Source organism: Sphingomonas floccifaciens (genome assembly GCF_042681125.1).
Taxonomy (GTDB): Bacteria; Pseudomonadota; Alphaproteobacteria; order Sphingomonadales; family Sphingomonadaceae; genus Sphingomonas; species Sphingomonas floccifaciens.
In genome coordinates this window covers 489,149-511,041 of sequence record NZ_JBHUFC010000003.1, presented here as the reverse complement: position 1 = coordinate 511,041, position 21,893 = coordinate 489,149, and the positions used below count along the sequence as shown (strand labels likewise).

The window sequence follows — 21,893 nt, the reverse complement described above, 5'->3', positions numbered from 1 at the left end:
ATCGTCGGCGCGTCGAAATTTCCACACCGCGATGCAACCTTGATCCACGTCATGCGTCCCGGTGCGCGATGATCATCACCGCCACGCCACGCTATACCCGCATCCTCGCCGAAGTTTGGAAGCCGCTGCTCGTCCTGTTCGTGTGGGACTGCGTGGTGACCGCCTTCTATATGCTGACCTCGGCGAGAGCCCCGTCATTGCCGCTGACGCTGTTCGGCACCGCGCTTGCGCTGTTTCTCGGCTTTCGCGACAATTCGGCCTATCAGCGCTGGTGGGAAGGCCGCATCCTGTGGGGCGCGATGATCAACTGCTCACGCAGCCTGGCGCGCGAGATCGTGACCTTCATGCCCTACGCCGCCGAGGGCAAATTATGGGATCTGAAGCGGACGATCGTGTTGCGGCACATCGCCTATGTCCATGCCCTGCGGTGCCAACTGCGCCGGATCGACCCCAAGCCCGACGTACTGCGCTTCCTGTCGGCGGAGGAGGCAGCCGGGCCGTTCGGGCGGACGAACATCGCCAACGGCATCATCGACGGTACCGCCGGTCGCATCGCCAAGGCCCGGCGCGAGGGGCACCTCGACACCATTCTGCATTCCGCGCTGGAACGCACGCTGACCGACATCACCAACGCGCAGGGCGGCATGGAGCGGATCAAGAACACGCCGCTGCCCAACCAGTACCGGTTCTTCCCGAACCTGTTCACGCGGCTGTTCTGCATCGTCCTGCCGGTCGGGCTGGTCGAGACGTTGGGATGGGCGACGCCGGTCGGGTCGACGCTGGCTGGCCTCATGTTCCTGGCCGTGCTGCAGATCGGCGACGACCTGGCCGACCCGTTCGCAAACACCATCCACGACCTGCCGCTGGATGCGATGTGCCGGACGATCGAGATCGACCTGCTCCAGGCGATCGGCGATACCGCGCCCGAGCCCCTGAAGCCGGATCGGGATGTGTTGTGGTGAGGCTGGCCTGCACTCAATAAGCGCACCCCCGCGAAGGCGGGGGCCAATTCTGGCTGACGTCGAGGATCGAGCCGCACGGTCAGCCAGAATTTATTCGCGCCTCCGCGGGAATGACGGAGGAGGGGTCCGCCCCTCCCCCGGAGCGATCAGAGCTTCTCGGTTAATTCAGGCACGACCTTGAACAGATCGCCCACCAGCCCGACGTCGGCGACCTGGAAGATCGGCGCATCCTCGTCCTTGTTGATCGCGACGATGACCTTGGAGTCCTTCATGCCGGCAAGGTGCTGGATCGCGCCGGAAATGCCGACCGCGATGTACACTTCCGGGGCGACGATCTTGCCGGTCTGGCCGACCTGATAGTCGTTCGGCACATAGCCCGCATCCACGGCGGCACGCGACGCACCGACCGCGGCGCCCAGCTTGTCGGCCAGCGGCTCGATCAGCTCGACGAACTTCTCGCTCGACCCCAGCGCACGGCCGCCCGAAACGATGACCTTCGCACTCGTCAGTTCGGGGCGCTCCAGCTTGGCGATTTCGCTGCCGGAGAAGGTCGACACGCCGGCATCGCCGGTCGAGGCGACCGCTTCGATCGTGCCCGATCCGCCCTCGGCCGCAGCCTTCTCGAACGCGGTGCCGCGCACGGTCAGGACCAGCTTCGTGTCCTTCGTCTGGACGGTCGCGATCGCGTTGCCGGCGTAGATCGGACGCGTGAACGTGTCCGGCCCCTCGACCGACAGGATGTCGCTGACCTGCATCACGTCGAGCAGCGCGGCGACGCGCGGTGCGATGTTCTTGCCGTTGCTGGTGGCCGGCGCGACGAAGGCGTCGTGGCTGTCCATTAGCGACTTGACGAGCGGTGCGACGTTCTCGGCGAGCGCATGGGCATAAGCCGCGTCGTCGGCGACATGGACCTTGCCGACGCCGGCGATCTTCGCGGCTTCGGCGGCGACGCCGTCGACGCCTTGCCCTGCGACGAGCAGGTGGACCTCACCCAGCTTGGCCGCAGCGGTCACCGTGGCGAGCGTGGCGTCCTTGACGGCCTGGCCGTCGTGTTCGACCCAAACGAGAGTCTTCATCTTCGAACCTTTCCTAAGCCCGTTCGCCCTGAGCGAAGTCGAAGGGCATGGGACTCATGTGCTTCGACTTCGCTCAGCACGAACGGTGGATGTTACTGCGCGATGCCCAGCGTCTTGAGCTTCGACACGAGCTCATCGACGTCGGCGACCTTGACGCCCGCCTGGCGCTTGGCCGGTTCCTCGACCTTCAGCGTGGTCAGGCGCGGGGCAATGTCGACGCCGTAATCGGCCGCGGTCTTCTGCGCCAAGGGCTTCGACTTGGCCTTCATGATGTTGGGCAGCGAGGCGTAGCGCGGTTCGTTGAGGCGCAGGTCGGTGGTGACCACCGCCGGCAGCGTCAGCGTGTCCGTTTCCGCACCGCCATCGACTTCACGCGTCACCGCGACCTTGCCGTCGGCGACCTCGACCTTCGACGCGAACGTCCCCTGGCCCCAACCGGTCAGCGCGGCGAGCATCTGGCCGGTCTGGTTGTTGTCGTCGTCGATCGCCTGTTTGCCGAGGATGACGAGCGACGGCTGTTCCTCGTCGCAGATCGCCTTCAGCAGCTTGGCGACGCCCAGCGGCTCGACCTTCTCCTCCGACGTGATCAGGATCGCGCGGTCGGCGCCCATGGCGAGCGCCGTGCGCAGCGTCTCCTGCGCCTTCTGTTCGCCGATCGAAACGGCGACGACTTCGGTCGCGACGCCCTTTTCCTTGAGGCGGATCGCCTCTTCGACCGCGATTTCGTCGAACGGATTCATGCTCATCTTGACGTTGGCGAGGTCGACCCCGCTGCCGTCCGCCTTCACCCGGGGCTTCACATTGTAATCAAGCACGCGCTTGACCGGCACGATCACCTTCATTTGCGCCACTCTCCTCGTTTCGCGTCGCGGCTACCTGACGTTTACGTAAACATCAAGTCGCCGGTATCAACCCCCAGCGGGCAGCCAAGTACGGCCGACGTCCGCTGACCATGAAGGGATAAAGCGTCAGACCCGCGAGATGTCCATGCCGATGTGCTTGCCGACAGACATTCATTGACGGTTCACCGCGCCAACGCGACGTTGCGATACCGAAACAAGATTGGGGAGATTTGGAATGCGAGTTGTCCATTCCACGCTCATCGCCTGCGTGATCGCCGCCACGGCCGCGCCGGCCCTCGCTCAATCGGCGCAAACGGCGCCATCGACGGACAAGAGCGTCAGCCGGGAGGACGCCAAGTCGGCCAGAAGCATCAGCGAAAAAGGCGTTCCGGCCAGGAAGATCCACCCGAAGGCGAACAGCATCAGCGAGCAGGGTGTCGATACGTCGAAGAAGAGCATCAACGAAAAGGGCGTGAAGTAGGCCCGACACACGAAGGGCGGGAACGGCCACGCCGTCCCCGCCCGTGATCAATCGGCCGCTCCGCAGGCGGGGTCATGCACGGTCGTCAGCCGCCATTCCGGACGCGCGTCGACCAGATACCATCGGCTGACCTTCTCATCACCCCAGCCGGTCCGCGGATCGGCGGCAAGGAAGCCAGCGCAGGACGGGGTTAGCCAGCGGACGTCCCGGTAATCGACGAGGGCTGCTGGCGAGATGCTTCGGACGGGCACCAGGCGATCGCCGCTTTCGCCCGGCGTTACCGGGATCAGCGTCACGCCGATCGACGGCACATGCGCCTCGGCGAAATGCGCCGCCAGCAGATAACGCCGGTCGGGCGACAGAAGGGGTCGCTCACCGACCGGGATTTCGGTCAGGCCGTCGGTCAGCAGATATCCGCCGCCTTCGTAATACGTAACCTCGATGCCGACGATTCCGCCGGGAAACACCGCATCCAGCCTGTATTCGATACAGTCGTCGGGACGCGCGTTACCGCATCCTATCGTCCGATAGGTCCGGCGTCCGACCGTGAGCACGGAGCCGCGACGACGGGCGACCGTCGGATTCTGCGCCAGGATCGTCACTTCGACGCTCGCGGCAGGCGGCGGCGTTCGCGCCTCGGCTGCGGCCACCTGGACCGCGAGCCACGACGCGAACACCGCCAGCAGCATCAGGCGACCTTCTGCACCTCGGCGACGATCTTCTTCGCCGCGTCGCCCAGGTCGTTCGCCGGAACGATGGCGAGGCCGGAGTTGGACAGGATTTCCTTGCCCTTCTCGACGTTGGTGCCTTCCAGGCGAACGACCAGCGGGACCGACAGGTTCACTTCCTTCGCCGCCGCGACGATGCCGTCGGCGATGATGTCGCAGCGCATGATGCCGCCGAAGATGTTGACCAGAATGCCCTTAACGTTCGGATCCTGAAGGATGATCTTGAACGCCGCGGTCACCTTTTCCTTGTTCGCGCCGCCGCCGACGTCGAGGAAGTTGGCCGGGAACATGCCGTTCAGCTTGATGATGTCCATCGTCGCCATGGCGAGGCCGGCGCCGTTGACCATGCAGCCGATGTCGCCGTCGAGCTTGATGTAGGCGAGGTCGTACTTCGACGCTTCCAGCTCGGCCGGATCTTCCTCGGTCTCGTCGCGCAGTTCCATCAGGTCCTTGTGACGGAACATGGCGTTGCCATCGAAGCCGACCTTGGCGTCGAGCACCATCAGCTTGCCGTCGTCGGTGACGGCGAGCGGGTTGATCTCGATCTGCTCGGCGTCGGTACCGAGGAACGCGTCGTACAGCTTCGAGGCGACATTGGCGGCCTGCTTGGCAAGGTCGCCGGTCAGGCCCAGGGCGGCGGCAACGGCACGACCATGGTGCGGCATGAAGCCGGTCGCGGTATCGATGTCGATCGAGTGGATCTTCTCCGGCGTGTCATGCGCCACGGTTTCGATGTCCATGCCGCCTTCGGTCGAGGCGACCATCGAGACGCGGCCGGTCGCGCGGTTGACGAGCAGCGCGAGGTAGAATTCCTTCGCGATGTCGACGCCGTCGGTCACGTACAGGCGGTTGACCTGCTTGCCCGCGTCGCCGGTCTGGATCGTCACCAGCGTGTTGCCGAGCATTTCGGTCGCGGCGTGGCGAACCTCATCCTCGGTCTTGGCCAGGCGGACGCCGCCCTTGGCTTCGGCCGGCAGTTCCTTGAACTTGCCCTTGCCGCGGCCACCAGCGTGGATCTGCGCCTTCACGACATAGAGCGGCCCAGGCAGCTTCTTCGACGCTTCGACCGCTTCCTCGACGCTCAGCGCGGCGAAGCCCGCGGGAACGGGAACGCCGAACTTCGCCAGCAATTCCTTCGCCTGATACTCATGGATGTTCATGGGCGGCCTCGCCTTGTGCTAGAGACGTGAAAATTCACCGCCCTTTCGCACAGGCGCGCAGGTGAATCCACCCCGTATGATCGAAAGACCCGTCCTATTGAAAACGCATCGCAATATCGACGCACGGACTGGCCTGCTAGGATGAGGATCGTCGACTGGATCGCCCGCACGACGATGCTCGTCCTCGCGGCACTCGCGACGCTGGCCCTGATCGGGTCGCTCGCCAGCGTGTCCGACTCCCCGATCGGCGACGCCTTTCCGGGACAGGTCGCGCAACCGATATCCGACACGCCCCCCGGCCCGCCGGCGGAGACGGCGCCTCCAGCGACTGGGTCGGCCGCCGAACCGGTGCCGCAGGAAGCGGGCGAAATCGCGACCGTCGAACGGATCGTTGCAGAGCGCGAGCGAGAATCGGCGCGGTGGCTGAAGGCATTGACCTATGCCCTCATCGCGCTTGCCGCATTCGCCGCAGCAGGTGTCGTCGCGCTGGTCCGGATCGGCAGTCATCTCGCGCGGATTGCGGATCGGTGATCGAGACGCCGACCTTCTGGATCGTTGCGGTGTTCGCGGTCGCGCTGTTGGGACTGTCCAAGGGCGGCTTCGCGGGCATGGGGGCGCTGTCGCTGCCGGTCGTCGCGATGATCGTATCGCCGGTGCGCGCCGCCGCCATCCTGCTGCCGATCCTGATCGTCCAGGACGTGGTGAGCGTCTGGGCGTTCCGGCGCGACTGGGACGGCTATGTCCTCGGCTGGATGCTGCCCGGTGCCGCGATCGGGATCGCGCTCGGCTATCTCTTCGCGTCGTCCGTCTCGCCCGACGCGGTGCTCGGGCTGGTCGGGGCGGTGTCGATCCTGTTCGGCGGTTACCGGCTGTGGGTCGAGCGGCACGGTGCGCCGCAGGGGACCGGTGGTTCGCCGGGATGGGTAGGCACGATCTTCGGCGTCGCATCGGGCTTCACCAGCCAGATCGCCCATGCCGGACAGCCACCGTTCCAGCTATGGGTGCTCCCCCGCCGCCTGCCGCGCGACGTTCTGGTGGGGACGACCGCGATCTTCTTCGCGGTGGTCAATTGGGTGAAGGTGCCCGCTTATGTCGCGCTCGGCCAGTTTACCCGCGCCAACCTCACCGTCGCGGCGATGCTGCTGCCGGTCGCGATCGTCTCGACCGCGGCCGGAGTCTGGCTGGTACGCCGCGTGCCGGCCGAACGCTTCTACCGCGTCATCTATGTGTTGATGATCGCGGTCGGCTTGAAACTGGTGTGGGACGCGCTCGTCTGACGAAATCGGCGCGGATCGCCGGGCTGCCGAAAGCCCGCGCTACCCGCTCCGACAGTCTCAGAACGCCGCGATGCCGGTGATCGCGCGGCCCAGGATCAGGCCGTGGACGTCGTGCGTCCCTTCATAGGTATTGACCGTCTCCAGGTTGATCGCGTGGCGGAGGACGTGGAATTCGGCCGAGATGCCGTTGCCGCCGTGCATGTCGCGCGCGACGCGGGCGATATCGAGCGCCTTGCCGCAATTGTTGCGCTTGATGATGCTGATCGCTTCCGGTGACAGCGTCCCGTCGTCGAACATCCGCCCCGCACGCAGCGCGGCCTGGAGACCCAGCGCAATTTCGGTCTGCATGTTGGCCAGCTTCATCTGCACGAGTTGCGTCGCGGCCAGCGGCCGGCCGAACTGCTGGCGATCGAGCGTATATTGCCGCGCTGCCTCGAAACAGAATTCCGCCGCGCCCATCGTGCCCCAGGCGATCCCGTAGCGCGCGCGGTTGAGGCAGCCGAACGGCCCCTTCAGCCCCTGTACCTCGGGCAGCAGCACATCTTCGCCGACCTCGACCCCGTCCATCACGATCTCGCCGGTGACGGAGGCGCGCAGCGACAGCTTGCCCTCGATCTTCGGTGTCGACAATCCGGCCATGCCGCGTTCGAGCACGAAGCCCTTGATCCCGCCGCCATGCGCATCGCTCTTCGCCCAGACGACCATCACGTCGGCGATCGGCGAATTGGTGATCCACATCTTGCTGCCGGTCAGGCGATATCCGGTCGCCGTCTTTTCCGCGCGCGTCCGCATGCCACCGGGGTCCGACCCGGCATCGGGCTCGGTCAGGCCGAAGCAGCCGACCAGTTCGCCCGATGCGAGGCCGGGCAGATATTTCCGCTTCTGCGCCTCGGTCCCATAGGCGTTGATCGGGTGCATCACGAGGCTGGACTGCACGCTCATCGCCGAGCGATAGCCCGAATCGATCGCCTCCACCTCGCGCGCGACGAGGCCGTAAGCGACATAGCCGAGGCCCGCGCCGCCATATTCCTCGGGGATCGTCGGCCCGAGCAGCCCGGCCGCGCCCATCTCGCGCATGATGTCGCGGTCGAAATTTTCGTCGAGAAACGCCTTCGTCACGCGCGGCAGCAGCCGTTCGCGGGCATAGCCGCGCGCCGCATCGCGGACCATCCGCTCCTCATCCGTCAGCTGTGCGTCGAGCGCGAACGGATCGCTCCAGTCGAACCGGCCCATGCCTGCCATGTCGGGTATCCTCTCAAATCTTAAGTACCAGGTAGGGTCCCGGCTGGATTGGTCGCGGGCGCCGGGTCGACGGGGGTCGGCTCGGCCGGCACGGCGGCCGCGACGGGTACCGGCTCGGCCGGGATCGGCGTGCCGATCGCGTCCTGCTCCAGCGTATTGAGCGCGCGGCGCGTGTCGATGTAGCGTTTGGCCGCATCGATCCACTTCGACGCGTTGGCCGCGCCGGGCATCCGCGAAACCTCGGCCAGCGCGCCTTCCACGTTACCGCCATCGAGCACGACACGCGCGCGTTGCAGGCGGTCGTCGGGCCGCGTGCTGGGCGCGGTTTCGCGGCGCAGGATGATCAGGCCGGACAGTTCGCGCCACACGGTCTTGAAAAAGCCGTCCTGACGGGTCCCGGTCGTGAGCGTCGGCGCGATCTGGGTCAGCCCCTCACGCAGGTCGGCGAGCGTCGGGCTGCCGACCGCGCCGATCACCGCCGCCACGGCCTGCGGCTGTTCGGCGCCGAAGCGCGCGCGCAGCTGCGACTCCAGATAGCCGAGCGACAGGCCGCGATCGATCGCGCGACGTGCGGCAAAGGCGATCAGCAACCCTTCGGCCCGGCGCGCCTGGGTGGCGGCATTGCGCGAGGCGGTGTCGGCCGCGGCCATCCGCCCCTCGATCCCGCGCAACTGCGCGTCGAGCGCTGCGGCACGCACCGTCAGCGCGTCGACCGTCGCCGGATCGGCCGGCATGGCGCGCTGAACCGGTTGCGCGGCCGGTGTGGTTGTCGCGGCCTGGGTCGCTTCGGTCGGGGCGGTGGTCGCGTGCCCGGTCCAGCGCTGGAGCGCGGGCAGCAGATAATACATCGCCACCAGCCCGATCAGGAACGCGAACAACGCGACGATCATCGTGCCGCGGCTGCGGCGGCGCGGGGGCGCGGGCGCGAACGGGGACGGTTGCGGCGCGCTGGAGGCGCCGGGCGCGGTGGACTGGGGGTCGCCGGTCATCGCACGCGTTATCCGCGCCGCGCGACGATGCGTCAATCGGCGAGCGCAAGCGCCGCCGCGATCAGCGCGGCGTCGGTCGGGCGATCGGCGATGGCGACACGCCGCCAACCGCTGCCGGCTGCGTCCAGCGCCGCCGGACTGATCGTGGCGATGGCGATGCCGCTCGGGTCGACGAGACCCGCCAAGCGCGCGGCAGCGCGCGGGGAGTGAAGAAGCGCGGTCGCGCCGTCGAGCATCGACAGGTCGGGTGTCAACGCATCGCTGGCATAGACCGCGATCGTCCGGGCGGCCGGAGCCGGCCGATGCTCCCGCCCGACGAGCCGCAGCACGCGGCCGGGCGGCGAAAGCGCGTCGATGCCGCCTTCACCGACCGCGACGACGCTAAATCCTGCGGCGCGGGCCGCCGCGGCGCTCGCCTGACCCACGGCATGGACGGGCAGCGCGGTCAAGCGGGAGAGGTCCGGGCCGGCATGACGGACGGCGTTGGCGCTCGATAGCAGCAGGCTGTCGAACTCCGCCGGATCAGGCATGTGCCAGTCGAGCGGGCGGACCACGAAGAGCGGCAGGCGGAGCGCCACATGCCCGAGGGCTTCGATCCGGTCGGCCGTGGCGGCATTGCCGGGTTCCGGCCGCAATACCGCCAGCCGCTGCGTCATCCCGCGAACAGGACGCGGACGGGTTCGGGGGCGAGCGCCAGCAATTTCTCGGCAAGTACCTGCGACACGGCCGGATCGCTCGGCGCGCCGCTTTCCTGCGCCGACACCTGATGCGCGCCATCCTCCGAATAGAGCGTCGCCGATAGCGTCAGCACCGCGCCCTCGATCTGCGCCAGCGCGGCGACCGGTGAGTGGCAGTCGGCGACCAGCGCCGCGAGCAGCGCGCGCTCGGCAAGGACGCAGGCATGGGTCTTGGGATGGTCGATCTTGGCAAGCCGCGTCCGCGTCAGGTCATCGTCGGCGCGCGCCTCGATCCCGACCGCGCCCTGCGCCGGGGCGGGCGGCATCTCGGCGATCGACACGGCCACGCCGACATCCATCCGCCCGAGTCGCTCAAGGCCGGCGGCGGCGAGCAGGGTCGCATCCGCCTCCCCCGCCGCCAGCTTGGCCAGCCGCGTGTCGACATTGCCGCGGAACAAGACGGGTTGCAGGTCGGGACGGATGCTGCGGACCTGCGCGGCGCGGCGCGGGCTGCTCGTGCCGATCCGCGCGCCCGGCGGCAGTGCCTCGAACGTCTCGGCGCCGACCAGCCGGTCGCGCACATCGGCACGCGGCAGCATCGCGGCGATCGCGATCTCGGCCGGACGCACCGTCTCGACATCCTTCATCGAATGGACGGCGCAATCGATGTCGCCGGCCAGCAGGGCGCGGTCGAGCTCCTTCGTCCACAGCGCCTTGCCGCCGATCTCCGCCAGCGCGCGGTCCTGCACGCGGTCGCCGGTGGTGCGGATCGTCACGACCTCGACCGACAGGCCGGGATGCGCGGCTTCGAGCGCGCGCTGCACCAGCCCCGCCTGGGTGAGGGCGAGGGGCGAACCGCGGGTGCCGAGACGGATAACTGAATTCACCACATACTCCGTTCGGGCCGGGCCGGTCGAAGCCCTGCCTTTCCTCTCGTCGCCGGGTAGAAGAAAGTGCGGCACTTCGACAAGCTCGGTGCGAACGGTTATGGGCGTGCGATGCTGATTTTGGGCCTGGAATCGAGCTGCGACGAGACCGCAGCCGCCATCGTCACCGGGGACCGCCGCGTGCTCGCCCATGCGCTTGCGGGACAGGAAGAGGCGCATCGCCCCTATGGTGGCGTCGTGCCGGAGATCGCCGCGCGCGCGCATGTCGAGGTCATCGGGCCGCTGGTCGAGCGTGCCTTGCGAGAGGCCGATGTGCGCTTGTCCGACATCGACGCGGTCGCCGCGACCGCCGGACCGGGGTTGATCGGCGGCGTGATGGTCGGGCTCGTCACCGGCAAGGCGCTGGCGCACGCCGCGGGCAAGCCACTGGTGGCGGTCAACCATCTGGAGGGGCACGCGCTCTCCCCACGGCTGGCTGACCCGAGCCTCGAACTTCCCTACCTTCTGCTGCTCGTGTCCGGTGGGCATTGCCAGTTGCTGCTGGTCGAGGGGGTCGGCGCCTATCGCCGGCTCGCCACGACCATCGACGATGCGGCGGGGGAGGCGTTCGACAAGACGGCGAAATTGCTCGGCCTCGGCTTCCCCGGCGGCCCGGCGGTGGAGCGCGTGGCGAAGGACGGCGACCCGAAGGCGGTGCCGCTCCCTCGCCCGCTGACGGGTACGAAGGAGCCGCATTTCTCTTTCGCCGGGCTGAAGGCTGCGGTCGCTCGGGCGGTCGGCACGGCATCGGCGGCGGACCTCGCCGCTTCGTTCCAGCAGGCGGTGGTCGATTGCCTGGTCGACCGGACGAAGCGCGCGATCGGGCGCGCGACGGGGGCGACCGCGCTGGTCGTCGCCGGCGGCGTCGCCGCGAATGGCGCGGTTCGCGCGGCGCTGGAGCAGCTGGCGCACGCGCACGACCTGCGCTTCGTCGCGCCGCCGCTGTGGCTTTGCACCGACAATGCCGCGATGATCGCCTGGGCGGGCGCGGAGCGGTTCGCAGCCGGGCTGACCGACCCGCTCGACACGCTGGCGCGCCCACGCTGGCCGCTGGACCCGAGCGCGGAGGCCGTGCGCGGCGCAGGAGTGAAGGCATGAGGATCGGGGTCATCGGCGGCGGTGCCTGGGGCACGGCGCTGGCGCAGGTCGCGGCGCGCGGCGGCAAGGCAGTGACGCTCTGGGCGCGCGAGGACGACGTCGTCGCGGCGATCAATGACACGCATGAGAACAGTCTGTTCCTCCGCGGCGTCCAGCTGAGCGACACGATCCGCGCGACCGGCGATCTTGCCGCGCTGAACGACTGCGACGCGATCCTTGTCGTCGCCCCCGCCCAGCACGTCCGTGCCGTCCTGACGGCGGCAGACACCGGCGCGATCCCGCTCGTGCTATGCGCCAAGGGGATCGAGGCGGGGACGCGGATGCTGGTCGGCGAAGTCGCGCGCGAAGCCGCTCCGCACGCGCCGATCGCCGTCCTGTCCGGCCCGACCTTCGCGCACGAGGTCGCAGCTGGCCAGCCGACCGCGGTGACGCTCGCCTGTGCCGACACCGCCTTGCGGGACGCGCTGAGCGCCCGCCTCGCGAGCCCGGCCTTCCGCCCCTATGCCAGCAGCGATGTCGTCGGCGCGGAGATCGGCGGCGCGGTGAAGAATGTGCTCGCCATCGCCTGCGGTGTGGTCGAGGGTGCCGGGCTCGGCCTCAACGCCCGCGCCGCGCTGATCGCGCGCGGCTTTGCCGAAATGACGCGCTTCGGCCTCGCCAAGGGTGCGCGGGCGGAGACGCTGGCCGGGCTGTCGGGACTGGGCGACCTGGTGCTGACCTGTTCGTCGACCAACTCGCGCAATTTCTCGCTCGGCGTCGGGCTGGGACAGGGCATCGCGGCGGAAGGGCTGCTCGCGAACCGCCAGACGGTAGCCGAAGGCGCCCACACCGCGCCGGTGCTGCGCGATGCGGCGGAGGCGATCGGGGTCGACATGCCGGTGGTCGCCGCCGTCTGCGACCTGCTGGCCGGTGCTGACGTGCGCGAGATCGTCAGCCGCCTGCTCTCACGTCCCCTGCGCGCAGAGGTCTGACGCGAGGAACTCCGCCCGCTCTGCCGCGCTTGGGGCTGGGATATCAGCCAGCAGGAGCGCGAGATGGCGGACAATGATTTGACGATCCACCCGGCGAGCATCTTCGACAACCCGACCGACCGCCGTGTCGAGTTTCGTGGTGAAGTGGACGGGGAAACCCGCGATTACGGCGTCACCTACAGCGTGCTGGAGGCGCTGACGGGCAGCATCCCGGATCGCCCGGCAATGGCGTTCGGCGCGGTGCAGGACGCGGTCGCCAGGGCCGCCCTCGCCGCGCTGGCGCGCGCGGATGCGGAGGACGTGATCGTCGTCAGCGAGCGCGATCTCGACCAGAGCGGCACGTCCGCCATCACGCCGAACACCGATCGCGCCGTGTCGGAGGCCGAAGCCCACCCAAGCTAAGCGTCCGGCGTCAGATCCCGTCGCGCGTGGTCGGATAGCCGAGGTCGGCCAGCCGCGTGGCGAGGTCGGCGACGCACGCTTCCAACCGCTCCGGGTCCGGCGAGCGAACGACGAAGTTGGCGCCCGTTCGGCCGTCGCGAAAGAAGGGGTAGCTGCCGATCGACACCTCGCCGCCGTCGCCGCGATGATCTTTCTCCACGCTGCGTAACGTGTCGGCGACTTCGCTCTCGGCGACCCAGCAACCGAGCGTCGCCGAGCGCACCGGCCGCCCGCCCTCCAGCGTGCCGGTCAGCGCATCGAGCATGCCCGCGGTGATGTGCGGGACGCCCGCCATGACGAAGATATTACCGATCCGGATGCCCGGCGCGCCCGACACGCGGTTCTCGATCAGCGTCGCGCCGGAAGGAACGCGCGCCATCCGCAGCCGTGCTTCGGTCAGCCCGCCGCGCGTTTCGTAGTAACGCTCCAGTATCGCTCGGGCATCAGGGTGCACCTCCACCCCAATGCTCAGCGCCGCGGCGATGGCATCGACGGTGATGTCGTCGTGCGTAGGTCCGATGCCACCGGTGGTAAACAGGTAATCGTTGCGCGCGCGCAGCGTGTTGACCGCCTCGACGATCGCATCTTCGACATCCGCCACGATCCGCACCTCGGCCAGGCGGATGCCCTGGACGTTCAGCCAGCTCGCCAGCTGCGCGACATTCTTGTCCTGGGTGCGGCCCGACAGGATCTCGTCGCCGATGACGACCAGTGCGGCGGTCCAGATGCGTTCGCTCATGCACGGCGACATAGCGAAACCCGCCCCGAGCCGCTATATGGCCGCGCATGACCGAATATGTGACCGACGACGCCCCCCTTTCCCGCACCGGCGCGATCCGCCTTCACGGCGCGCAGGGGTTCGCAGGGATGCGCAAGGCCGGACGTGCCGCGGCCGAAGTGCTCGACGCGCTGGTGCCGCATGTCGTGCCGGGCGTGACGACGCAGGAACTGAACGACATCGTTCACCGCGAGATGCTGGCGCGCGGCGGGGTGCCGGCGACATTGGGCTATCGCGGTTACACGCACAGCACCTGCATCTCGATCAACCATGTCGTGTGCCACGGCATCCCGAGTGAGCGGACGCTGAAGGACGGCGATATCGTCAACATCGACGTGACGCCGATCGTCGATGGCTGGCACGGCGATTCGAGCCGCATGTACCTCGTCGGTGACGCCGTGCCGATCAAGGCGAAGCGGCTGGTCGACGTGACCTATGAATGCCTGATGCTGGGGATCGAGCAGGCGAAGCCCGGCAACCATATGGGCGATGTTGCGCACGCCATTCAGCAGCACGCCGAAAAGCACCGCTACGGCGTGGTCCGCGATTTCTGCGGCCATGGTCTGGGCCAGCTGTTCCACGACGCGCCCGAAGTGGTCCATGTCGGCCGCCCCGGCACCGGGCCGGAGCTGCGCCCGGGCATGTTCTTCACGATCGAACCGATGATCAACATCGGCCGCCCGGACGTGAAGCTGCTCGACGACGGCTGGACCGCCGTTACCCGCGACCGGTCGCTGTCGGCGCAGTTCGAACATTCGATCGGCATCACCGAAGACGGCTGCGAGATCTTCACCGCCAGCCCGGGCGGGTTCGACCGGCCGCCTTATTGAGGACGCCTACCATGGCCATGATCAATGTTGACGATCGCTTGATCACCGAAGCAATGATAGTCATGCGGAAGCAGACGAAGCGCGAAGCGGTTGAAAAGGCTCTTCAAGACGCTATTCGCGTCGCAAAACAGCATGAAATTCTTTCTTACCGCGGCAAGCTCACGTCTTGGGAAGGCGATCTAAACGCCCTTCGAACCGACTGATGATACTTGCCGACTCAAGTATCTGAATTGACTTTTTTCGCGGCACCATCTCTGCTCATACCGACCGTCTTGCTGCCGCACTTGACGCTGGTGAGGCTTGTACAGGCGACCTTATCGTCGCCGAAGTCTTGCAAGGATTCCGGGACGAAGATGAGTTCCAGACTGCTTGGCGACTGATGGATGGCGCACCGATGTTGATCATCGGCAGCCGAACCGTAGCCTATGATGCCGCGTCCAATTACCGTCATCTCCGCGCGCGTGGCATCACCGTCCGCAAGACGATCGACACGCTGATCGCAACCCGCTGTATCCTCGACGATATCCCCCTGCTCTATTCCGATCGCGACTTCGATCCCTTTGTCGAGCATCTCGGCCTTCAGTCCGCCCTTGCGCTCTCATAATCCCGCCGCGCGTCGTTGGCGGCATCGTGCGCAAGCCGGATCGGGAGCGGCAGGCGACGGCCTTCGGTGAGGTTCAGTATCCAGTCGACCGCGCTGTCGAGCGACACGCGGTGGCCGCTGCCGATATAGACCGGCGCGGTCTTGGGCCTGGTTCGCAGTGCATAGCCGACACGCTCCCCACGATCGACCAGCGGCGCGCGGTCGCCGACGTTCGGACCCAGTTCACCCTCGACCTGCCCGCACAGGATCGTCTTTGCGCAGCCGATGCTCGGGATATCGAGCAGCACCCCGACATGAACCGCGCTTCCGCAGCGGCGCGGGTGCGGCCGGCCTTGGCCGTCGACGACCAGAAGATCGGGGCGGCGCTCCAGCCGCTCGACCGCGGCGACGATCGCGGGGGCCTCGCGAAAGCCGAGATAGCCGGGCACATAAGGTATCGGTGGGATCGTCGAGATACTGGCCGCTGGCAACACCACCATGCCGGGCCAGGCGATCGGCGCCGCCGCGGCGTGGATCGGCCCGCGACTGTCACGCCATTTCATCGAGGTGTCGACGCCCGCGATCGTCGCGACCGTGCCGAATCGGTCGACCGTTTCGGCGGCCTCGGCGATCTCGCGCTGCGCTACGCTCGCGGCTTTCAGGTCGGGCGGGGCGAGCCAATGGTCGGGTCGGTCGATCACGGGCGCTCCAAGTGCCGGAAAATCAGGCATGTGCGCCGCAACTGCCCAAGTTCAAGGCACGCCTGCGCCACGTTAAGCGATCGTTACCGGAGAAATCGCGCTGTCCGGTGACTGGCACGCTTGCTGCAACGCGTGGGATCGGAGAGATTGGCGCCTGTCCGGCAGCCAATGATGGGGTCCATGTGAAAAAGATCGAAGCGATCATCAAGCCGTTCAAGCTCGACGAGGTGAAGGAAGCGCTGCACGACGTCGGCGTCAGCGGCATTACCGTGACCGAGGCCAAGGGCTTCGGGCGCCAGAAGGGTCATACCGAGCTCTATCGCGGCGCCGAATATGTCGTCGACTTCCTGCCCAAGGTGAAGCTGGAAGTCGTCGTCGAGGATGCGCTGGCCGAGCGCGTGGTCGAGGCGATCGCGGGCGCGGCACAGACCGGGCGTATCGGCGACGGCAAGATATTCGTGATTCCGGTTGAAACGGCGCTCCGCATCCGCACCGGCGAGCGCAACGAAGACGCGATTTGACGCGGCGTAACATTCGGTGAAAAGCGCGGCGCTGCGGCGCAACATGATTCTGCCGTCCCGGGGGACGGCGTTCCATCCAGAACGAAGGGCATAGACATGGCGAATACGGCCAGCGACGTACTGCAGAAGATCAAGGACGAAGAGATCGAGTGGGTCGACCTGCGCTTCACCGATCCCAAGGGCAAATGGCAGCACCTGACCATGGTCGCATCGGTCATGGGCGAGGACGAGTGGACCGACGGCCTGATGTTCGACGGTTCGTCGATCGAGGGTTGGAAGGCGATCAACGAGTCCGACATGATCCTGAAGCCGGATCTGGACGCGGTCTACACCGATCCGTTCTCGGCCACCCCGATGCTGATCGTGTTCTGCGACATCCTGGAGCCGTCGACGGGCGAGGGCTATACCCGCGATCCGCGCACGACCGCCAAGCGTGCGGAAGCCTATGTCAAGACTTTGGGCATCGGCGACACCGTGTACGTCGGGCCGGAAGCCGAATTCTTCATGTTCGACGACGTGCGGTTCGAGAACACCTATTCGTCGAGCTACTACAAGCTCGACGACATCGAATTGCCGGGCAATTCGGGCCGCGAATATGAGGGCGGCAACATGGCGCACCGTCCGCGCGCCAAGGGCGGCTATTTCCCGGTCGCACCGGTCGATAGCGCTGTCGACATCCGCGGCGAGATGGTGTCGACCATGCTCGAAATGGGCCTCCCCTGCGACAAGCATCACCACGAAGTCGCCGCCGCGCAGCACGAGCTGGGCCTGACCTTCGGCACGCTGACCACGACCGCCGACCGCATGCAGATCTACAAGTACGTCGTCCACCAGGTCGCGCACGCGTACGGCAAGACGGCGACGTTCATGCCGAAGCCGATCAAGGAAGATAACGGCTCGGGCATGCACACCCACTTTTCGATCTGGGAAGGCAAGACCCCGCTGTTCGCCGGCAACGGCTATGCCGGCCTGTCGGATATGTGCCTGTACTTCATCGGCGGCATCATCAAGCATGCGAAGGCGGTCAACGCCTTCACCAACCCGACGACCAACAGCTACAAGCGCCTGGTCCCGGGTTACGAAGCGCCGGTGCTGCTGGCCTATTCGAGCCGCAACCGCTCGGCCTCGTGCCGCATCCCGTACGGCACCGGTGCCAAGGCGAAGCGCGTCGAAGTCCGCTTCCCCGACGCTCTGGCCAATCCGTACCTCGCCTATGCCGCGCTGCTGATGGCGGGCCTGGACGGCATCCAGAACAAGATCCATCCGGGCGAAGCGATGGACAAGAACCTCTACGATCTGCCGCCGGCCGAACTCGCCGAAGTGCCGACCGTCGCCGGTTCGCTGCGTGAGGCGCTGGACAGCCTGGAAGCCGACATGGACTTCCTGCTGAAGGGCGACGTGTTCACCAAGGACCAGATCGAGGCCTATGTCGAACTCAAGCGTGCGGACGTCGCGCGGTGGGAAATGACGCCGAGCCCGGTCGAGTTTGATATGTACTACAGCGGTTGAGCCTGCCGAGCCGGCAGGCGGCGCCGCGGCCGAAGGCACGCGGCACAACCGCTGTCGGCCGGCGTCGCTCAAGCGACGACCGACGACGCGGCTTCGCCGCGGCGGCATTTGAAAAGGGCGTCCGGAGCGATCCGGGCGCCCTTCTTCTTTGTGCCCACCCCATATTCCGTCATTCCCGCGGAGGCGGGAATCCATAGTCGCTGAACGCGGTGAGACTCACCTCCACCAGCGCCAATTTATCCCCGCCTTCGCGGGATGACAGACGTAGAGCTGAGTTCTCGTGAGCCCATGTGCTCCGGCGCAGGCCGGAGCCGTGGCGACCGAAGGCTGACGCCCGCCAACGCTCCGGCCCGCGCCGGTGCACGAACGGGAGGAAATTCGCGAGCCTCCACACACCCCCTTACCACCGCCCCCGCCCCCTGTTAGCTTCTCACCCATGACCCCCGCCCTCCCCCTCATCGCCCTCGCCGTCACCCTCGCCACCCCAGCCGCCGCGCAAACGCCGGCGCAGATCGCGACGATGCGCAAGACCATCGCCGCGGAGGAAGCCCGCACCGTCGACCTGCTCACGGCGCTGGTGAACCAGAACTCGGGTTCGCTGAACCTCCCCGGTGTGACCAAGGTCGCCGAGATGATGCGCGCCGAGCTGGAGCCGCTGGGCTTTGCCGTGACGTGGGAGGACCAGAAGGCTGCCGGACGCGCCGGCCACCTCGTCGCGACCAAGTCGGGCAAGGGCGCCAGGCTGCTCCTGATCGGCCATCTCGATACGGTGTTCGAGCCCTCATCGCCGTTCCAGAAGGCGGTGCGCGAGGGCACCAGGCTGACCGGTCCTGGATCGGGCGACGACAAGGGCGGCCTTGTCGTTATCGTCGCGGCGCTCCGCGCGATGCAGGCGGCGGGGACGCTCAAGGATGCCGCCATCACCGTCTATCTGACCGGCGACGAGGAAAAGACCGGCACGCCGCTGACTGTCGCGCGCGGCGGACTGATCGCCGCGGGCAAGGCGGCCGATTATGCGCTGGAGTACGAAGGCCTCTACGTCGAGGACGGCAAGGAATGGGGCACGATCGCCCGGCGGAGCGCGGCGAGCTGGGAGATTCGCGCGCGCGGCAAGACCGGGCATTCGGCCGGCATCTTCAACGAGAAGATGGGTTACGGCGCGATCTACGAGATGGCGCGTATCCTCGACCAGTTTCGCCGCGACCTGCCGGAGCCGAACCTGACCTATAACGTCGGCGTGCTGGCGGGCGGCACCCCGGCGACGATCGACGCGGCCGGGGTCGACGTCACCGCGACCGGCAAGACGAACGTCATCGCCGCGGATGCGATCGCCCGCGGCGACCTGCGCACGCTGACGCCGGAGCAGGACGCAGGCGTGCGCAAGAAGATGGCGGCGATCGTCGAGCAGCATCTGCCGCTCACCAGCGCGAGCCTGAGCTTTTCGGACAGCTACCCGCCGATGGCCCCGACCGACGCGAACGCCGCGCTGCTCGCGAAGCTGAACGCGGTCAACCGTGACCTGGGCCTGCCCGAGACGCCGCCGCTCGATCCGCTGAAGCGCGGGGCGGCCGATTCGGGCTTCGTCGCCGCCAACGTCGCGACGATCGGTGGCCTCGGCGCCGCGGGCACCGGCGCGCATGCCGAGGGCGAATGGGTCGATCTCACGTCGATCCCGCGCCAGGCGCTGCGTTCGGCAGCGCTCCTTACCCGGCTGTCGAAGGAACGCTCCCAGCGGTGACGCGTCTGTCCGGGCGAACCTCCGGAGACATGATATGGCAAAGCTGAAGGCGATCGCGCTCAATTGTACCCTGAAGGCGAACGCGGCGGAGAAAAGCTCGACCGACGCGATGATCGCGGTCTTGGAACAGGCGTTCGCCGAGCATGACGTGGAACTGTGCGAGACGATCCGCGTTGCCGCCTGTCAGGTGAAGCCAGGCGTCACCAGCAACGAGGGACCGGGCGACGACTGGCCGCTGATCCGCGAGAAGATCCTCGCTCACGACATCCTGATCTTCGGCGGTCCGATCTGGATGGGCCAGATCGGCAGCATCGCCAAGCGTGTGCTGGAGCGGATGGACGCCTTCATCAGCGAAACCGACGACCAGGGGCGGATGCCGTCCTATGGCAAGGTCGCGGTCGCGGCGATCGTTGGGAACGAGGACGGCGCGCATTTCAGTTCCGCCCAGCTGTTCCAGTCGCTGAACGACACCGGCTGGACGATCCCTGCGGTCGCGGCCTGCTATTGGGTTGGCGAGGCGATGGGATCGGTCGATTTCCAGGATTTGCCCGAGACGCCCGAGAAGGTGACGAAGACGGCCAAGATGGTCGCGTCCAACGCTGCGCATCTGGCCGGGTTGTTGAAGGACTCGACTTATCCGGGGTGACCCAATCCTCCCCTGCAAGGGGAGGGGGACCATCCGAAGGATGGTGGAGGGGTGTCCCGCTATCGATAGGTCAACACCCCTCCGTCAGGCCTACGGCCTGCCACCTCCCCTTGCAGGGGAGGATGGGGTCAGTCCGGTATCAGCAGCGTGCTCCCGCGCGTCTCGCCCGCCTCCATCGCGCGATGCGCGTCCGCCGCATCCTCCAGCGCGAAGGTCCGGCCGATCTCCGGGCGGATATGCCCGGCGCGCAGCATGCCGAACACCGCATCGAAGCCCGCTGCGCGTTCCTCCGGCGTCACATAATAATCGAACATCGTCGGCCGCGTGACGAACAGCGATCCGTGCGCCGACAGCGTGCCGAGGTTCACGCCCGTCACCGCGCCCGACGCATTGCCGAAACTGACGATCAGCCCACGACGCTTCGCCGACTTCAGCGATGCTTCCCAACTCGCCTTGCCAACGCCGTCGAACACGACGTCTACGCCCGACCCACCGGTGATCTCGCGCACGCGTGCGGCGATGTCATCGCTCCGGTGGTCGAGGACATGGTCGGCGCCCGCGCGCCGCGCATCCTCGCCCTTTTCCTTGCCGCCGGCGATACCGATGACGGTGCTCCCGCGCGCCTTCAGCCAGCCGACCAGCAGATGCCCGACCCCGCCCGCCGCCGCCCAGACGAGTGCGGTCTGGCCGGGCTGCACCTTGGCACAGCGGTCGACGAGGAATTCGGTCGTCCCGCCCTTCAGTAGCAGCGCCGCGGCGGTGCGGTCGTCGATGTCGTCCGGTAGCGGGATCAGCTCCTTGGCCGGCACGATTCGCGCGGTGGCATAGGCGCCGCGCGTCGGCCCGAAGGTGCCCACGCGGTCGCCGGGCTTCACCTGCGTCACGCCCGGCCCGACCGCCTCGACCACCCCGGCCGCCTCGCCGCCAAGTCCGGCGGGCAGGTCGATCGGGTAGAGCCCGCTGCGGTGGTACGCGTCGATATAGTTCAGCCCGACCGCGGCGTTGCGCATCAGCACCTCGCCCTCGCCGGGCGGGGCCAGATCGACATCGACCCACGCGATCACCTCGGGTACGCCGGTGCGCTCGATCCGTGCGGCGCGTGCCTTCATGCTCTCAGTCTCCATTGCGTGCGGCGATGGCGAAAGCGCCGGCCGCTGCCAGCCACAACGTCGTGACGATCAGAGTGGCTCCGATGATGTCGCGCGGATAGATGCGGCTGCCCTCGCCCAGGCCCATCGCCAGCGCGAGGGCGCCGATAGCGACCTGCGCCACGGCGGCGAGTGCGAAGGTCCGGGACATGCCCCTGGCGCGGGCGTGGCTGACGATCGCTCCGCCGACGGCGATGGTGATGACCAGCGCGTACAGGATGTTGGCGGGATTGTCCTCGCTGCCGATGATGCCGACCGCCAGATTGACCCAGATGAGGAAGAAGCCAGCGAAAACACCGATCGCGGCGCCGATCCGATAGGGCCATCCGCCGCCCATGCGGGTCAGCAGGTCGAACGCCCCGCCCGCGACCAGCAGCATGATGCCGAAGACGAGGAAATCGAACGCATCCCATTGCACCTCGCGGGTGAATTGCATGGCGACGAACGGGAGCAACAAGAGGAAGACGGCGCCGGACCAGGCGGCGATGCGCAGGCGGCGGCCGAGGGTGTCGTGGGTGGCGGTGGTCATCGGGGTGGTCCTTCTACTGTGGATCGACCCGGTGTGTCAG

The 21,893-nt window shown here is 67.4% G+C and carries 26 protein-coding genes; 14 read left to right on the top strand and 12 right to left on the bottom strand.

What is annotated here, in order from left to right; genetic code table 11:
* Positions 1 to 68 precede the first annotated feature (68 nt).
* Positions 69 to 962 (top strand): bestrophin family protein, encoded by an 894-nt coding sequence (locus ACFSC3_RS09505; protein WP_380940168.1) that lies wholly within the window; start codon positions 69 to 71, stop codon positions 960 to 962.
* Positions 963 to 1,108: 146 nt separating this feature from the next.
* Here the strand turns inward: ACFSC3_RS09505 and ACFSC3_RS09500 are convergent, their stop codons facing one another.
* Entirely contained in the window at positions 1,109 to 2,038 is a 930-nt protein-coding gene (locus ACFSC3_RS09500) for an electron transfer flavoprotein subunit alpha/FixB family protein (RefSeq protein ID WP_380940167.1), read from the bottom strand.
* A 92-nt stretch (positions 2,039 to 2,130) separates the two neighbouring features.
* Complete coding sequence (locus tag ACFSC3_RS09495) at positions 2,131 to 2,880, bottom strand: electron transfer flavoprotein subunit beta/FixA family protein (protein WP_380940166.1); 750 nt, start codon at positions 2,878 to 2,880, stop codon at positions 2,131 to 2,133.
* Positions 2,881 to 3,148: 268 nt separating this feature from the next.
* Between ACFSC3_RS09495 and ACFSC3_RS09490 the strand changes: the two genes are divergently transcribed.
* Complete coding sequence (locus tag ACFSC3_RS09490; protein ID WP_380940165.1) at positions 3,149 to 3,361, top strand: hypothetical protein; 213 nt, start codon at positions 3,149 to 3,151, stop codon at positions 3,359 to 3,361.
* Positions 3,362 to 3,408: 47 nt separating this feature from the next.
* Here the strand turns inward: ACFSC3_RS09490 and ACFSC3_RS09485 are convergent, their stop codons facing one another.
* Positions 3,409 to 4,050, bottom strand: coding sequence for a hypothetical protein (locus tag ACFSC3_RS09485; RefSeq protein WP_380940164.1), 642 nt, complete (start codon positions 4,048 to 4,050; stop codon positions 3,409 to 3,411).
* Positions 4,050 to 5,249 (bottom strand): ADP-forming succinate--CoA ligase subunit beta, encoded by a 1,200-nt coding sequence (gene sucC, locus ACFSC3_RS09480; protein ID WP_380940163.1) that lies wholly within the window; start codon positions 5,247 to 5,249, stop codon positions 4,050 to 4,052. The genes ACFSC3_RS09485 and sucC overlap by 1 nt, the downstream gene beginning before the upstream one ends.
* A 141-nt stretch (positions 5,250 to 5,390) precedes the next feature.
* On the opposite strand from sucC, the gene ACFSC3_RS09475 reads away from it, so the two are divergent.
* Both ACFSC3_RS09475 and ACFSC3_RS09470 read left to right on the top strand, forming a co-directional pair.
* Positions 5,391 to 5,780 (top strand): hypothetical protein, encoded by a 390-nt coding sequence (locus ACFSC3_RS09475; protein ID WP_380940162.1) that lies wholly within the window; start codon positions 5,391 to 5,393, stop codon positions 5,778 to 5,780.
* Positions 5,777 to 6,526: a sulfite exporter TauE/SafE family protein gene (locus ACFSC3_RS09470; protein ID WP_380940161.1), complete on the top strand. Its 750-nt coding sequence runs from the start codon at positions 5,777 to 5,779 to the stop codon at positions 6,524 to 6,526. The genes ACFSC3_RS09475 and ACFSC3_RS09470 overlap by 4 nt, the downstream gene beginning before the upstream one ends.
* Positions 6,527 to 6,583: 57 nt before the next feature.
* Here the strand turns inward: ACFSC3_RS09470 and ACFSC3_RS09465 are convergent, their stop codons facing one another.
* From ACFSC3_RS09465 to hemC, 4 genes are read right to left on the bottom strand one after another with little or no spacing between them, the layout of a single operon-like run.
* Complete coding sequence (locus ACFSC3_RS09465) at positions 6,584 to 7,768, bottom strand: acyl-CoA dehydrogenase (RefSeq protein ID WP_380940160.1); 1,185 nt, start codon at positions 7,766 to 7,768, stop codon at positions 6,584 to 6,586.
* A 20-nt stretch (positions 7,769 to 7,788) separates the two neighbouring features.
* A complete protein-coding gene (locus tag ACFSC3_RS09460; protein ID WP_380940159.1) occupies positions 7,789 to 8,757 on the bottom strand; it encodes a hypothetical protein in 969 nt (322 codons plus the stop codon).
* Positions 8,758 to 8,789: 32 nt separating this feature from the next.
* On the bottom strand, positions 8,790 to 9,413 hold the full coding sequence (locus ACFSC3_RS09455; RefSeq protein ID WP_380940158.1) for a uroporphyrinogen-III synthase: 624 nt from the start codon (positions 9,411 to 9,413) through the stop codon (positions 8,790 to 8,792).
* Positions 9,410 to 10,321: a hydroxymethylbilane synthase gene (gene hemC, locus ACFSC3_RS09450; RefSeq protein ID WP_380940157.1), complete on the bottom strand. Its 912-nt coding sequence runs from the start codon at positions 10,319 to 10,321 to the stop codon at positions 9,410 to 9,412. The genes ACFSC3_RS09455 and hemC overlap by 4 nt, the downstream gene beginning before the upstream one ends.
* Positions 10,322 to 10,432: 111 nt before the next feature.
* On the opposite strand from hemC, the gene tsaD reads away from it, so the two are divergent.
* The 3 genes from tsaD (at position 10,433) to ACFSC3_RS09435 (ending at position 12,831) form a co-directional block, all read left to right on the top strand.
* Positions 10,433 to 11,458, top strand: coding sequence for a tRNA (adenosine(37)-N6)-threonylcarbamoyltransferase complex transferase subunit TsaD (tsaD, locus tag ACFSC3_RS09445; RefSeq protein ID WP_380940156.1), 1,026 nt, complete (start codon positions 10,433 to 10,435; stop codon positions 11,456 to 11,458).
* Entirely contained in the window at positions 11,455 to 12,429 is a 975-nt protein-coding gene (locus tag ACFSC3_RS09440; RefSeq protein WP_380940155.1) for an NAD(P)H-dependent glycerol-3-phosphate dehydrogenase, read from the top strand. The genes tsaD and ACFSC3_RS09440 overlap by 4 nt, the downstream gene beginning before the upstream one ends.
* A gap of 63 nt (positions 12,430 to 12,492) precedes the next feature.
* On the top strand, positions 12,493 to 12,831 hold the full coding sequence (locus tag ACFSC3_RS09435; protein WP_380940154.1) for a hypothetical protein: 339 nt from the start codon (positions 12,493 to 12,495) through the stop codon (positions 12,829 to 12,831).
* Between the two features lie 10 nt (positions 12,832 to 12,841).
* Here ACFSC3_RS09435 and ACFSC3_RS09430 read toward each other — a convergent pair whose 3' ends face one another.
* Positions 12,842 to 13,609 (bottom strand): competence/damage-inducible protein A, encoded by a 768-nt coding sequence (locus ACFSC3_RS09430; RefSeq protein ID WP_380940153.1) that lies wholly within the window; start codon positions 13,607 to 13,609, stop codon positions 12,842 to 12,844.
* A 47-nt stretch (positions 13,610 to 13,656) separates the two neighbouring features.
* Here ACFSC3_RS09430 and map point away from each other — a divergent pair, with 47 nt between their 5' ends.
* Genes map through vapC form a run of 3 tightly spaced genes read left to right on the top strand, consistent with a single transcriptional unit; the run spans position 13,657 to position 15,082 of the window.
* Positions 13,657 to 14,478 (top strand): type I methionyl aminopeptidase, encoded by an 822-nt coding sequence (gene map, locus ACFSC3_RS09425; protein WP_380940152.1) that lies wholly within the window; start codon positions 13,657 to 13,659, stop codon positions 14,476 to 14,478.
* A gap of 11 nt (positions 14,479 to 14,489) precedes the next feature.
* A complete protein-coding gene (locus ACFSC3_RS09420) occupies positions 14,490 to 14,681 on the top strand; it encodes a type II toxin-antitoxin system VapB family antitoxin (RefSeq protein WP_380940151.1) in 192 nt (63 codons plus the stop codon).
* A 26-nt stretch (positions 14,682 to 14,707) separates the two neighbouring features.
* A complete protein-coding gene (vapC, locus tag ACFSC3_RS09415) occupies positions 14,708 to 15,082 on the top strand; it encodes a type II toxin-antitoxin system VapC family toxin (protein WP_380940900.1) in 375 nt (124 codons plus the stop codon).
* On the opposite strand, the gene ACFSC3_RS09410 is transcribed toward vapC, so the two are convergent.
* A complete protein-coding gene (locus ACFSC3_RS09410; protein ID WP_380940150.1) occupies positions 15,058 to 15,762 on the bottom strand; it encodes an endonuclease V in 705 nt (234 codons plus the stop codon). The genes vapC and ACFSC3_RS09410 overlap by 25 nt on opposite strands.
* Positions 15,763 to 15,944: 182 nt before the next feature.
* Between ACFSC3_RS09410 and ACFSC3_RS09405 the strand changes: the two genes are divergently transcribed.
* The 4 genes from ACFSC3_RS09405 (at position 15,945) to ACFSC3_RS09390 (ending at position 20,176) form a co-directional block, all read left to right on the top strand.
* Positions 15,945 to 16,283, top strand: a complete 339-nt coding sequence (locus ACFSC3_RS09405) for a P-II family nitrogen regulator (RefSeq protein WP_205497431.1) — start codon at positions 15,945 to 15,947, stop codon at positions 16,281 to 16,283.
* Positions 16,284 to 16,379: 96 nt separating this feature from the next.
* Complete coding sequence (glnA, locus tag ACFSC3_RS09400) at positions 16,380 to 17,792, top strand: type I glutamate--ammonia ligase (RefSeq protein WP_380940149.1); 1,413 nt, start codon at positions 16,380 to 16,382, stop codon at positions 17,790 to 17,792.
* Positions 17,793 to 18,228: 436 nt separating this feature from the next.
* Positions 18,229 to 19,530, top strand: a complete 1,302-nt coding sequence (locus ACFSC3_RS09395; protein ID WP_380940148.1) for a M20/M25/M40 family metallo-hydrolase — start codon at positions 18,229 to 18,231, stop codon at positions 19,528 to 19,530.
* Between the two features lie 34 nt (positions 19,531 to 19,564).
* Entirely contained in the window at positions 19,565 to 20,176 is a 612-nt protein-coding gene (locus tag ACFSC3_RS09390; protein ID WP_380940147.1) for a flavodoxin family protein, read from the top strand.
* 128 nt (positions 20,177 to 20,304) lie between these two features.
* On the opposite strand, the gene ACFSC3_RS09385 is transcribed toward ACFSC3_RS09390, so the two are convergent.
* Both ACFSC3_RS09385 and ACFSC3_RS09380 read right to left on the bottom strand, forming a co-directional pair.
* Positions 20,305 to 21,285 carry a quinone oxidoreductase family protein gene (locus ACFSC3_RS09385; protein ID WP_380940146.1) on the bottom strand — a complete coding sequence of 327 codons (981 nt, stop codon included), beginning with the start codon at positions 21,283 to 21,285 and terminating at the stop codon, positions 20,305 to 20,307.
* Positions 21,286 to 21,289: 4 nt separating this feature from the next.
* A complete protein-coding gene (locus tag ACFSC3_RS09380) occupies positions 21,290 to 21,853 on the bottom strand; it encodes a hypothetical protein (RefSeq protein WP_380940145.1) in 564 nt (187 codons plus the stop codon).
* Positions 21,854 to 21,893 lie beyond the last annotated feature (40 nt).